Here is a 12,264-nt window from a genome sequence, read left to right as displayed (position 1 = left end):
TGCACATGCGTCACATGGGGAACAGCGGAAAGTTCGCGGTCATAGCCGGCCTTGTGGCTGCGGGGCTGCTGGTCCTGACGGGCATGACCCTGGCCGAGCCTGTGTTCATCGCATTCCTTGGCGTCCTCGGGCTCGCCTGCCTCGCCTGCATTATGGAGGTACTCCGCCGCCGCCGCTTCTTGATGCTCGCCATCGCCGGCCTGTCCACCAGCCTGGCCGTGGCGGGATCGCTCGCCTTCCTCAGCACCTGGGAGCTGGCCTCCGCCGACCAGACCTCACTGTTCGGCACTCCGCTGCCCACCTCGGACCCGGACAACTACTTCTTCCTGGCCGCCCTCGCCCTGCCGACGGCGCTGGCGGCACTGTTCCTCGGCGCCATGTGGCCGGGGCGCCGGCGGACCACCCAACATCCCGGCGCATCCAGGAGTGCCGGCGTCCGGAGCACTGCCCGCGGCAGCAGCACCGCCGCGAGGAGGACACCGGCCCGGCAGCCTGGCGCTTCGCAGCCGCGCACCCCCTCCAGCGGACGCGCACCGGTGCGGCAGCCGACGTCGTCCGCGCGGCAGGTACCGCAGAGGCAGGGCCCGGTGAGGCGAAGTGCTCCAGGACAAGGTGCGACGAACCAGGGCGCCGCCAGGCAGAGTGTGGCGAAGCAGCCTCAGCGCCGTCCCGCACCGAGGAAATAACCGGCCTAGTGGGACCTTGGCACCTTGAACCTGGTGATCCGTGCGTCCTGCCCGTCCAACTCCGCCCATGACTTCTCCGTTTCGAGGACGGTAAGGGCATTCGTTGGGTACCTCGTGGCAGCGTCCATGTAAGCGTCGTGATCGGAATCGCGGGAGGCGAGGTGCATGGCAAGGTCTTGCACACCCGGCAGGTGCGCGATCAGCATCAGGGTGGTCACCGTATCCGGCACGTGGTTGACCACGGTCAGCATCCGAAGGGCTGACGCCGCGTAGAGGCCATCTTCCAGCTTGGGCGTAGGCGCCTTATCCCCCAACTCAGAACACACCCAGGTGCAGGTCTGCCGGGTCCGGAGGGCGCTGGAGCACAGGATGAAGTCGGGCACGATGTTGTGCTTGAGCAGCCACCGTCCAGCGAGGGGAGCCTCCCGGTGGCCCCGCTCCTCCAGGGGGCGCTCATGATCCGCCACGCCACCGGGCCAATCGGCCTTGGCATGCCGCATGATCACAAGGCGTCGAAGATGGTGCTGGCTCATGGCCCAAGCCTAATGCCAGCGCGTATTAGCCGCGGAAGCGAAAGCGCCCGCCCCAGTGGGACAGGCGCTTTCGGGTGTCAGTGCTAGATCGAGTATTCCGGAGCGGCCCAGACAACAACCTCGGGGTGCTCGTAGAACCGGTAGCCCTGGCCGCGGACGGTGCGCACGGTGTTGGCGAGGCGGCCCAGCTTGGAGCGGAGGCGGCGGATGTGGACGTCGATGGTGCGCTCGTTGGGTACCTCTTCGGCGTTGCGCCACAGGCCTTCGAGCAGTTCGTCGCGGCCCACGGTGCGGGTGCCGTTTTCCACCAGGTAGTTCAGCAGTTCGAACTCCTTGAACGTCAGGTTCAGGGATTCACCGTCAAGGTGCACTTCGCGGCGGGCGAGGTCGATCAGGACGCCGGAGGGACGCGGTTCCTGGGGCTGCTGCGGCCGGGGGGTTTCGGTGCGCTGCCGGGTGTTGACCGTGGGGTCGCCGAAGGTGGAGCGGACGACGTCGAGCGCTGAGCCGGGCGTGCCGGCCGGGGCGACGGCAACAGCGGCGTAGCTCTCGGCTCCGGTGACCAAGGACTGGGCGTAAGCGCGGATCTCCTGGGCAAGCTTGGCGATGGAGGTGCCTGCGGCGGCCGCGGTTTCCTCATCGATCCCCATGTACAGAACGAATCCGCGGGCAACGTTGTCGTTGGCAACCGGGCGGACCGGGTTCGGTCCTGCCACTACGGGCGTGGGGGCAGTGACCGGCGCAGCCTCGGCCGCCGGGACGGCCCGGAGCTGGCCGTAGGAGTTGGGGTTGTAACCCTGGGGGCCGTATCCCGGGCCGGGGAAGCTGCTTCCCGAGGTTGCGGGAGCGAGCGACGTGCGTGGACCGAAGCCAGGGCGGAGGCCTGAAGGCTGGCCACCCTTGGCGGCGTTACGGACAGAAATGTGGACGTATCCGGATGCAACTGACATGGATTGCTTACCTCAATGTGAATGGCCGTCATCGCGGCTCGAATGCTGGGTTCCCGGCAATAAAACTGGGGAGGACGCCCGACGCTGGGCTGGGGCGTATGCCTACGAACTTCGGGGGTGGGAAGGTCAGGCGTACATTCGACAACAGCGCATGTCGACAGCAGCGGATGTGCTGGGCCAATTGTCTGCGGCTGCAGGTGCTGTTGAGTTCTTGTTCACAATGGAAGTGTGCAGCGTAACAATGCTAACTTGCAAGTAACAATGGGCGCTTTGGTCCGCATATTGAGACAAAAGCGCTTAATGTGCCGCAAGTCACGATTCTGGACAATGGTCAGATTACTGATCATTATCTAATTTTCAGGGCCTTGTCCTGACCTTGCCAGAATTTAATTCGCAGATCACGAATCTCTGGAACTTTTTCTTCAGATGTCCCGGAAATGCCGAAATCGTCCTCGCTCTGTCCAGCGGCACCCGGAGCCGGACAGAAAAAATCCCTCTTCCGCCGCGGCCAGGGCGATTGCATCCGGGAGGCAAGCTGTGCGGGCTCGCGTAGACACAACTCGCACCGAGGCAGCCGCCACCCCCCATCAGCACCCAGCTCGCTAGGCTGGGATTCACAGCTGAGGCACAGGAACCCCATAGCCGCGGCTAACCGATCGATCGGAGAGTTGTCCCATGGCCACTTCGCACTCCATGACCAACAACCTCCCCCAGCTCTCCCACCCGGACGGATCCCCCATCCGCGCCCTGGTGGTCGACGACGAGCCAAGCCTGTCCGAGCTCATGAGCATGGGCCTGCGCATGGCCGGCTGGTCCGTGGCGGTGGCCGCCGACGGCCCCGAGGCAGTAAAGCTGGCCAAGGACTTCCGCCCGGACGTCCTGGTGCTCGACGTGATGCTGCCGGGGTTCGACGGCGTCGAACTGCTGGGCAGGATCCGCGCCTTCGCGCCCGAGGTGCCCGCGCTGTTCCTGACAGCCAAGGACGCGATCCAGGACAGGATCGTGGGCCTGGCGGCCGGCGGCGACGACTATGTCACCAAGCCCTTCAGCATGGAGGAAGTCCTGCTTCGGCTGCACCGCCTGGTCCAGCGCGCCGGCGTCGCCGCCATGGACACGGCAGAACTGGTGGTGGGCGACCTGGTGCTCAACGTGGATACGCGCGAGGTCACCCGGGCGGGCGACGAGCTGCAGCTCACGGCCACCCAGTTTGAACTGCTCCGCTACCTTATGGAGAACCCCAGGCGCGTCATCAGCAAGGCGCAGATCCTGGACCGTGTGTGGAACTACGACTTCGGCGGCCAGGCCAACATTGTGGAGCTCTACATCTCCTACCTGCGCAAGAAGGTGGACGCCGTGCACCCGCCCATGATCCACACCGTGCGCGGCGCCGGGTACGTCATCAAGCCTGCGGAGTAGGCACACCATGGCGTCACCTCGGACGGCCCGGCCCCACCGCAGGAGCTGGCTTAAGCCCGGCACCTGGCACCTGCGCACGCGCCTCATCCTCCTGGCCATGGCCCTGCTGATCGCCATTTGTGGTGCCGTGGGCGTTGCCAGCTATGCCTCCATGGACGCGTTCCTCACCCGTCAGCTGGACGAGCAGTTGAGCCAGGCGGCGAACCGCTCCAACGATCCGGGCCGCCCTCCCGGCGGGGGCTTCAACGGGAGGGACCCGCTGGACGCCCGGGGCCAAAGCGTGGGAACCATGAACGCCCGGATAGTGAACGGGCAAGTCACCGGCGGCGGGTATCTCACCTCGAACACCACCCGGTCTGCACTTTCCACCGAGGACAAGCAAGCCCTGCTGGCGCTCGCGGAGGACGCGCAGCCCGTGGACCGCACCCTGTCCAATGGCGGTTACCGGCTGATCGCGGTGAAAACCGACTTCGGCGATGTCCTGGTGACAGGGCTTCCCCTCGCCGTGAAGGAAAGCACGCTCGCGTCCCTGGTGTGGACCTTTGTGTTCGTGTCCCTCGGCGGCCTGTTGCTGATCGGACTGGTGGGCACCGTCCTCATCCGCCGCACCATGAAGCCGCTCGAACAGCTGTCCGAGGTTGCCACCCGGGTTTCCCGGTTGCCGCTCGACGCCGGCGAGGTGGCGCTCGCGGTGCGTGTCCCGCCGTCGAACTCCAATCCGGGGACGGAAGTGGGCAGTGTGGGTCACGCACTCAACCTCATGCTGGACAACGTGGCAAACGCGCTGCAGGCGCGGCAGAAGAGCGAAACAAAAGTACGCCAGTTTGTGGCTGACGCCTCCCACGAGCTGCGCACTCCCCTGACCGCCATCCGGGGCTACACCGAACTCATGAGGATGACGGAGGATTTCACCCCCGACGGCAAAAAGTCGCTGGCCCGCGTGCAGAGCCAGTCGGAGCGGATGACCGCGTTGGTGGAAGACCTGCTCCTGCTGGCGCGGCTGGATGAGGGCCAGCCGCTGAAGCTCAGCGAGGTGGACCTTACGCAGCTGGTGATTGAAGGCGTCAGTGATGAAAAGGTGATGGCCCCGGGCCATAACTGGCGCCTGCAGCTTCCGGATGAACCCATTGTGGTCAACGGCGACCCCTCCCAACTGCGCCAGGTGCTGATGAACCTGTTGTCCAACGCGCGGAAACACACGCCTGCCGGCACCACTGTTGTTACCGGAGTGGGCCGGACGGCAGACGGCGCTGCGCTGGTCACGGTAACGGACGACGGCGGCGGGATCCCTCCGGAGTTCGTGGACCACGTGTTTTCGCGGTTCGCCCGTGCAGACGCGGCTCGAAAAGGCACGGGAGACCAGGCCGGGGCTTCAGCTGCCGAAGGGACGAGCGGTCTTGGACTGTCCATCGTGGAGTCCATTGTCGAAGCCCACGGCGGAAGGGTAACGGTGACATCACAACCGGGGCGCACAGAGTTCGCACTTCAGCTGCCTCTACCGTGACACTTGCGAGCAAGGCGACGCGCCGCCGTCGTGATCTCTGTTACCAAAATGTGACTTAAGCGCCGCATCCCTGTACCGTTGATTGGGTGCGGTCCGGCGTTCGGGCCGCATATCCGGATGACGCCAAGCTCTGCCACTTCCCGGATTCCGCTTGAGTCAAGGCAGAGGCGGGGGACCCACCGTCCCGGGCACTAATTGCCCTTGGGGTTAAGCCAGCACGTGATCTTTCCGTGTGGCCGGATGCCCTCATCCGAACCCGACAGCTAACTCCGCAGGTGTGAGAGGCGATTCAACATGTTCAAATTCCCGGTAAAACCACGCCCAAAAAACGAGTCCGCGCCGCAGGCCGGGCCGGAAACCGGCAGCAGGATTCCTTCTTTGGGCAAGCGCGCCGCCGTGGTGGCCGCATCCTGCGCACTGCTCATTGGAGTGGGCGCTGCGGGACAGGCAACCGAAACCAGCATCCGCGTAGCAGCCACCGAGACGCAGGCCGCCCAGGCGGAGTCCAACCTCAGCATCGAGAAGAGCGAGATCACGGCGAATCCCGCTCCCGAGTCCGCCGCCCCGGCCGTGCCGGACATCAATGTGGTGCCCCAGGCCGCCGAGCCCGCACCGGCGCCTGCTCCCGAGCTTGCCCCGGCACCGGCTCCCGAGCCCGCTCCGGCACCTGCTCCCGCTCCAGCTCCGGCTCCGGCTCCCGCACCTGAGCCTGCCCCCGTCGTCGCGGTCAATGATCCCGCCGGCGCCCAGGCTTATGCCGCCAGCCAGCTGGGAAACTACGGCTGGGCTCCTGACCAGATGCAGTGCCTGAAGACCCTGTGGACCAAGGAGTCGGACTGGACCACCACGGCCACCAACCCGAGCAGCGGCGCCTACGGCATCGTTCAATCCCTGCCGGCCGAGAAGATGGCCAGCGCCGGTGCGGACTACCGCACCAACTACCGCACCCAGATTAACTGGGGCCTGAACTACATTCAGGAGCGTTACCAGTCCCCGTGCGGTGCCCTGAACTTCCACCTGTCGAACAACTGGTACTAAGCACGCAGGTACCACAAAACGCCTGCCCTCGCGGCCCGCACCTTATTGGGGGGCGGGCCGCCTGGCGTCTGCACCGGGCCTGGCTACGTCAGTGCCCGGTGCACGGGGATGTCAGCCGCCGCTGACCGGGTGTCGGGGAGCCTGCTCAGGCGTCACGGCCCGGGATGTACTGGACTGCCCACCTGTTGCCATCGGGATCGGCAAAGTACACGAAGTGGCCCCAGTCCTGCACGTCCACGTCGCTGACGTCCACTCCGTTGTTCTTGAGGTGTTGATGGGCGGCATTGATGTCACTGACCACCAACTGGAGGTTGGAGCCCGTACCGGGAGGCGCATCCGTAAGCCCGTCCCCTATGCAGATCGAGCAGGCCGATCCGGGAGGTGTCAGCTGGACAAAGCGGATGGAGTCCGTTGGCCGCTCATCAAAGTCGGCGTTGAACCCCACCTTGTTAACGTAGAAGTCTTTGGCGCGGTCCACGTCCGACACAGGGACATACACAAGTTCGAGTTTCCAGTCCATCCGCACAGGCTAGCGGCGGGACGCGGAATCCAAAAGGCTTGAGGACTACCCGGCGATGCCGTAAAGGCGGTCGCCCGCATCCCCCAGTCCGGGGACAATGTAGGACTTTTCGTTGAGCTTTTCGTCGATGGAGGCAAGGACGATGGTCACATTGGCGTCTGCGAGTTCTTCCTCGAGCTTGGCCAGGCCTTCCGGAGCGGCCAGCAGGCAGATGCAGGTGACGTCCGAAGCACCGCGCTTGAAGAGGAACTTGATGGCTTCGCGCAAGGTTCCGCCGGTTGCGAGCATGGGGTCCAGGACAAAGATCTGGCGGTCCGTAAGGTTCTCCGGGAGTCGCTCGGCGTAGGTGATGATGTCCAGGGTTTCCTCGTCCCGGGCCATGCCCAGAAAGCCGACCTCTGCAGTGGGAACGAGTTTGGTCATTCCCTCGAGCATGCCGAGGCCGGCGCGCAGGATGGGGACCACCAGGGGGGTGGGCTTGGTAAACGCTGTGCCAACCGTGGTGCTGACCGGTGTTTCGATGGTGACTGGCTGGGTGCGGACCTCGCGCGTGGCCTCATAGGCGAGCAGTGTTACCAGCTCCTCCGTCAGCTGCCGGAAGACCGGGGACGGGGTGTTCTTGTCCCGCAGGACCGTGAGTTTATGGGCGACCAGCGGGTGGTCCACAACGAGAGTGCGCATGGGTCAAAACTATCACCCGGCCGCAGATGCCCCTCTGCCGTCAGCCTCCCGCAGTTGTCCGCGACGAGCCGCCGTCACTCCCCCGCCCAGTGCCGCCGTCGTGACTTTGTGCGGTGCCGCCGTCGTTCCCCCTCGATGAGCCGCCGTCGCTCCGTTCGGACGTGCCCGCGCTGCCCGGCAGGGGGTCCCCGCTGTGGTCCTCGCGGAGGACCGGATGCTCGAAGGTGGGCGCCGGCCCGGCATGCTCGCGCTTCCGCATCAGGTGGAACAGCCGGTGGGCAAGGATCACCATGCACACCCAGGCCAGCCCCAGGAACCACCCGGCCATCACGTCCGTCATCCAGTGGTGCCCCAGGAATACCCGGCTCAAGCCCATGGCAATGATGAAGATGGCCCCGGCGGTGATGGCAGTGATCCTGGCCCAGAGCATCTGGAACTGGAGGCACATGATGTACACCAGGACTCCGATGACCACTGTTGTGTTCAGAGTGTGGCCGCTCGGAAAGGACGGCGACGTTTCGAAGGGCGGCACGGCTTCGGAGTGGTCCGGACGGGTTCTGCCCACCAGGCGCTTGCCCAAGGTGGTGGCTGTGGTGGAAACGAGGGCCGCTCCGCCCACCAGGACGATGGGCCGCCAGGTCCGGCTGAGGAGCGTCAGCCACGCCGTCAGGATGCTTGCGAGGATTGGCATCCCAATTCCGCCGCCAACGTTAGTGAAGCCCGTGACGAATGCGTCGACCTCAGGGTTCCGCAGCGACTGGGAATATTCCAGTGCAGGAATATCAAGGCCCGACAGCCCCTCCTCGTCCACCACATCCGAGTAGACTTCCGCGCCGAGCAGGGCCATGGTGAGCACCAGAGCGCCGCCGATCATCATGGTCAGCCACAGGGCGGCGTAAGGCTTGATCCACTTGTCCACGCGGTCTCGGACCGTGCTCATTGTGCCTCCCGGCGGTGTACGTCACGGGCTCTGGGTATCCTTCGAAACTATCATTGAGCCATGGTCTCCGCTGAAAATAAACACGATGTGTGGATGGGCCTTGCCCTGGCGGAGGCCCGCCGTGCCCTTGCCACGGAGGATGTGCCCATCGGCGCCGTAGTTATAGGGCCCGACGGCGGCGTGCTGGGTTCCGGACGGAACCAGCGCGAGGAGCTCGGAGATCCTACCGCCCATGCGGAAGTGGTGGCCATCCGCGAAGCCGCTGCCCGGCTGCGTGAACTGTCGACGGCCGGCGGCGGCAGCGGGGACGGCTGGCGGCTGGCCGACTGCACGCTGGTGGTGACGCTGGAGCCCTGTGCCATGTGTGCCGGGGCGATTGTCCTGGCACGGATTCCCCGGGTTGTTTTTGGGGCTTGGGACGACAAGGCCGGAGCCGCCGGTTCCGTGTTCGACGTTCTCCGTGAGCGCCGGCTGAATCACTGGGTTGAGGTTTACGCGGGGGTCCGCGAGGACGAATGCGGCGGTATGCTGCGTGACTTCTTTGCAGGGCACCGCACGCGGCTCTAGCTGCCTTCCCCTGCCGGTGACCCGGGCCCGGCGTTCAAGTCGCGAAGGATGTCCAGCATGTGAGCGGCTGTCTGCTCCCAGCCCGGCAACCGGTCCCTTGTGTCCAGCGCGGCGGCGCGCCAGCTGTCCCTGGTTCCGCTGTGCAGCAGCCAGCGGCTGAGAACCTCGGCCAGCACGGCGGGGTTCTGAGGATCGTCGGTTGCCGGGACAGGAGCTGCCGTGCCCGGAAGGCGCCCGCTTTTGGCTTCATCCGGTGCCGCAAAACTCAGGGCTTCCACGGCACCCGTGCCTGCGCGCACCACCACAGGGATCCCGTGTGCCAGGGATTCCGTGACCACCATGCCGAAGGCCTCGGCCCGGGAAACCAGGACACTCAGGCTTGCGCGGTTCCATTCGTCCTCGAGCGCCCGGCCTTTCAGCTCGCCGGCAAGCCGCACCCGTTTTTCCAGCCCGTGCGAGGCCACCGCGGCCCGCACCAGGCCAGCGTAATCCGGGTCAGCCTGGTTTGATCCCACCAGCGATGCCGTCCACTCGAGGTCCCGGATCCGTGCCAGGGCTTCTATGGCCAGCAACTGGTCCTTGTTGGGCAGGAGCGCGGCCACAATGATCAAGTGCGGAGGGGCTGATCCTTCCGCTGCGGGCGCCGGGTCAGTCCCGGGAAGTGCGACGTGCAGTCCGCTCAGCCCGTGCCTGCTTTTCAGGACGTCGGCTGCCCAGTTGCTGGTACAGATCACACCCGAAGCCGCGCGAAGGGACCGGGCCTCCAGCTCGTAGTTCGCCGGCGCGGGCATGTGCACCAGTACCCAGGTCTCCCGCCGGGCTTTGGCTGCGAACTCCAGTTCGTCCGGCGCACCCATGGCGATCCGCCCGTCCACGATGGTCACCGGCAACCCGGGTCCGTGCCCCGGCTCCCACGCCCCCAGCAGGCTGCCCAGCCGCCGTCGTTCTTTTGCAGTGGACTCCGGCCATGAACCCTCGACAGGCAGCACCTCAACCTCCACGCCCATGGCCCGCAGACCCTTCACGAGGCGGGCGTTGTAAACGTTGCCGCCCGAGTTGTGGAGGATATTGGCAGGAGTGAGGAGCCGGAGGGAGCGCACTGGAATCAGGCGGTGAGGTCCAGCGAGTAGGTGGCCCAGGCGTCGGGGTTCTCACGCAGGGTGACGTCAATGCCGGCGAGCCGGCCGCCGTCGTCGTCATCCTTCAGCTTGTCCGCAACCGACTGCGCAATGTACTCCGCCAAGGCCTCGGTGGTGCTGAGTTTGCCTTCGAAATCCGGGTGCTCGTCCAGGTTGCGGTAGTTCAGGCCGGCCAGCACCTCTTCGATGATGGTTCCCGCGGCACCGATGTCCAGCACGATGGCGTCGTGATTGAGCGTCCGACGCCGGAACGTCACCTCCGCTACGAAGGTCGCCCCGTGCAGGGCTTGGGCGGGGCCGAAAGCCTCCCGCGGAAGGCTGTGGGCAATCATGAAGTGGCGGCGGACGGTCAGGCTGAACATGGGCTACCTCTGGTCTTCGCGGGTTGGATCTTGGGGATATTCGATGACGTGGCACAGCGCTTCCAAAGAGCCGTCAGCAAGGCCCTGCACGGCGTCGGGAAGTTCAGTAAACGGTGAGGATCCGGTCAGGAACGCTTCAAACACCGGATCCGCCAGAAGCGAAACGGCAAGGTCCAGGCGGTCCGCGTTGGTCCTGCGGTGGCGTCGCGGCCGTGCCACAACGCCCACCTGGCTCGCCCTGATGGACAATCTGCGTGCGTGGAAGTCCTCGCCCAATGGCAACGTAACCTCCCGGTTCGCGTACCACGACATCTCGATGACGTCGCCCTCGTCACCGACCAGCTGGAGGCTCCGCTCGAGGCCGCCCTGCGATGCTGAGCAGTGAAACACGATGTCACAGTCCGTGAGGGCGGCATCCGGGTGCGAGAAGTCCACACCCAGTGTATCGGCGAGCTGTTTCCGCCCCGGATCCAGGTCCACGAGCTGAAGTCGCTGCAACGGAAAGGTCCTCAACAGGGTGGCGACCATGCCGCCGACCAGTCCTGCACCCACCACCGCCACCCGGTCCCCCAGCCGCGGACCGGCCTCCCACAGGGCATTGACGGCCGTTTCCACCGTTCCGGTGAGGACAGCACGCTGTGAAGGTACGTCGTCGGGAATTTTTGTGAGCGCATCCATGGGAACGACGTACCGGTCCTGGTGCGGGTTCAGGCAGAACACCCGCTGGCCTATCCATTCGGCCGGGCCGTCTTCGACAACCCCGACGGACAGGTAACCGAACTTCACCGGTCCCGGGAACTGGCCCTCCTGGTGCGGGGCCTGCATTTCCTTGGCCACGCGGGGCGGGACCGAGCCGTGATGGACCACCATCTCAGTGCCCTTGCTGATTCCGGAGTAAAGGGCGCGAACCAGCGCCTCGCCGGGACCTGGCGCCGGCAGCTCCTCCGACCGGAGCTCGCCCTGCTCCTTGGCTGTAGTCCAATAGGCTGTCGCGTGGATCGGCGTGCGTGAATTAGTCATCTTGCTGATGAATCTAGCGGGCTGCGTGCGCTGGGGAAAGTTCGACGGCGGTTCATCCCATACTGGGATGCTTTGTCAGCACCCCCTTAGCACGGGCACACCGCATGCGCCATGAGCACAGCACGCCCGATCCTCTGCACCCGCCGTGAGCACCGCTCGCCTGGTCTCTGACGGCATGCTCGATCATGCTGCTCACCCCCCTCATTCAGGAGTGTCGCTACCTGCTGCGGGCGTTGGCTTCGCAGGCCGTTTCCCACCACAAGTGTTGCGGGACGGGGTCTTTGGGTGGGCGGTACCCGCGCTGGAACCAGTCGTCGAACGTGTCTTCCGGAAACTCGTCCACAGGATAATGACCCAGGCCACCCGGGTGGTCTGGCAGGTGGTGCGTGGAGGAACCGCACCAGACTGTCTTCGCCGGGTGAGAATTCCACGTAGACGAAGTCCGGAGGGTCGCCAATGGAATCCGGGGGCGCGGACGTCGGTCGGTGGGGCCAGTGGGGTGGTTCCCAGTCGTGGTGTTCGGGTTTGTAGTGCCGGCCGGTGGGTGAGGTCCACCCGGGGGGCGCGTTCTGCGTGGTTGGGGTGGGCGTCCAGCCGCTGTTGTGTTTGAGGCGGTGGTGCTTTGGGCAGAGTTGGGCCAGGTTGCTGAGCCCGGTGGTCCCGCCGTGCTGCCAGGCCGTAAGGTGGTCGGTTTCGTTGTCCAAAGAGGGGTTGTTGCAGCCGGGGAAGGTGCATCTGCCGTCCCGGAGCTGCACCGCCTTTTTCATGGCCTGTGTGAGCCGGTAGCTGGTCCGGCCGATCTCCAGCGGCGCCCCGTCCCGCGGATCGACCAGGACCCGGTAGAACGAACCCGCTCCGTTGGCCACCAGGTCCCGTGCCATCGACGGGGGGATCGGCCCATACCCGTC

At 65.6% G+C, this 12,264-nt stretch carries 14 protein-coding genes and 1 riboswitch; of the genes, 5 read left to right on the top strand and 9 right to left on the bottom strand.

The annotated features are described in order from the left end of the window. Positions 1-14 precede the first annotated feature (14 nt). Positions 15-686 (top strand): hypothetical protein, encoded by a 672-nt coding sequence (locus ACFVYC_RS20345; RefSeq protein WP_387553680.1) that lies wholly within the window; start codon positions 15-17, stop codon positions 684-686. A gap of 5 nt (positions 687-691) precedes the next feature. Here the strand turns inward: ACFVYC_RS20345 and ACFVYC_RS20340 are convergent, their stop codons facing one another. Further along, entirely contained in the window at positions 692-1,219 is a 528-nt protein-coding gene (locus ACFVYC_RS20340) for a SixA phosphatase family protein (protein ID WP_387553678.1), read from the bottom strand. An 83-nt stretch (positions 1,220-1,302) separates the two neighbouring features. Next, positions 1,303-2,169 (bottom strand): winged helix-turn-helix domain-containing protein, encoded by an 867-nt coding sequence (locus tag ACFVYC_RS20335; protein WP_387553676.1) that lies wholly within the window; start codon positions 2,167-2,169, stop codon positions 1,303-1,305. 675 nt (positions 2,170-2,844) lie between these two features. Between ACFVYC_RS20335 and ACFVYC_RS20330 the strand changes: the two genes are divergently transcribed. The 3 genes from ACFVYC_RS20330 to ACFVYC_RS20320 all read left to right on the top strand — a co-directional run bounded on the left by ACFVYC_RS20330 (position 2,845) and on the right by ACFVYC_RS20320 (position 6,127). After that, positions 2,845-3,585: a response regulator transcription factor gene (locus ACFVYC_RS20330; RefSeq protein ID WP_387553674.1), complete on the top strand. Its 741-nt coding sequence runs from the start codon at positions 2,845-2,847 to the stop codon at positions 3,583-3,585. Positions 3,586-3,592: 7 nt separating this feature from the next. Beyond that, positions 3,593-5,089: an ATP-binding protein gene (locus ACFVYC_RS20325; protein ID WP_387553672.1), complete on the top strand. Its 1,497-nt coding sequence runs from the start codon at positions 3,593-3,595 to the stop codon at positions 5,087-5,089. A gap of 138 nt (positions 5,090-5,227) precedes the next feature. Beyond that, a riboswitch (cyclic di-AMP (ydaO/yuaA leader) is annotated at positions 5,228-5,378 on the top strand. A gap of 5 nt (positions 5,379-5,383) precedes the next feature. Continuing rightward, entirely contained in the window at positions 5,384-6,127 is a 744-nt protein-coding gene (locus ACFVYC_RS20320) for a hypothetical protein (protein WP_387553670.1), read from the top strand. A 145-nt stretch (positions 6,128-6,272) separates the two neighbouring features. On the opposite strand, the gene ACFVYC_RS20315 is transcribed toward ACFVYC_RS20320, so the two are convergent. The 3 genes from ACFVYC_RS20315 to ACFVYC_RS20305 are packed head-to-tail and all read right to left on the bottom strand — an operon-like array spanning position 6,273 to position 8,268. After that, entirely contained in the window at positions 6,273-6,647 is a 375-nt protein-coding gene (locus tag ACFVYC_RS20315; protein WP_387553668.1) for a glyoxalase superfamily protein, read from the bottom strand. A 45-nt stretch (positions 6,648-6,692) separates the two neighbouring features. Continuing rightward, positions 6,693-7,328, bottom strand: a complete 636-nt coding sequence (gene upp / locus ACFVYC_RS20310; RefSeq protein WP_387553666.1) for a uracil phosphoribosyltransferase — start codon at positions 7,326-7,328, stop codon at positions 6,693-6,695. Between the two features lie 40 nt (positions 7,329-7,368). Further along, positions 7,369-8,268 (bottom strand): phosphatase PAP2 family protein, encoded by a 900-nt coding sequence (locus tag ACFVYC_RS20305; protein ID WP_387553664.1) that lies wholly within the window; start codon positions 8,266-8,268, stop codon positions 7,369-7,371. Positions 8,269-8,328: 60 nt separating this feature from the next. Between ACFVYC_RS20305 and tadA the strand changes: the two genes are divergently transcribed. Next, positions 8,329-8,835, top strand: a complete 507-nt coding sequence (gene tadA / locus ACFVYC_RS20300; protein ID WP_387553662.1) for a tRNA adenosine(34) deaminase TadA — start codon at positions 8,329-8,331, stop codon at positions 8,833-8,835. Here the strand turns inward: tadA and ACFVYC_RS20295 are convergent. The 4 genes from ACFVYC_RS20295 to ACFVYC_RS20280 all read right to left on the bottom strand — a co-directional run. Then, positions 8,832-9,935 (bottom strand): glycosyltransferase family 4 protein, encoded by a 1,104-nt coding sequence (locus ACFVYC_RS20295; protein ID WP_387553660.1) that lies wholly within the window; start codon positions 9,933-9,935, stop codon positions 8,832-8,834. The two genes, tadA and ACFVYC_RS20295, sit on opposite strands and share 4 nt — an antisense overlap. 5 nt (positions 9,936-9,940) lie before the next feature. Beyond that, on the bottom strand, positions 9,941-10,336 hold the full coding sequence (locus ACFVYC_RS20290) for a 6-pyruvoyl tetrahydropterin synthase family protein (protein WP_387553658.1): 396 nt from the start codon (positions 10,334-10,336) through the stop codon (positions 9,941-9,943). A gap of 3 nt (positions 10,337-10,339) precedes the next feature. Beyond that, a complete protein-coding gene (locus ACFVYC_RS20285) occupies positions 10,340-11,356 on the bottom strand; it encodes a dehydrogenase (protein WP_387553656.1) in 1,017 nt (338 codons plus the stop codon). An 86-nt stretch (positions 11,357-11,442) separates the two neighbouring features. Then, positions 11,443-12,264: HNH endonuclease signature motif containing protein (locus tag ACFVYC_RS20280; RefSeq protein ID WP_387553654.1), on the bottom strand; the 822-nt coding region annotated here is incomplete at its 5' end.

Origin of the sequence: Pseudarthrobacter sp. NPDC058329 (assembly GCF_042879835.1) — a bacterium.
Lineage (GTDB): Bacteria > Actinomycetota > Actinomycetes > Actinomycetales > Micrococcaceae > Arthrobacter.
The sequence above is the reverse complement of the archived record's forward strand: the minus strand, read 5'-3'. Positions and strand labels throughout refer to the sequence as shown.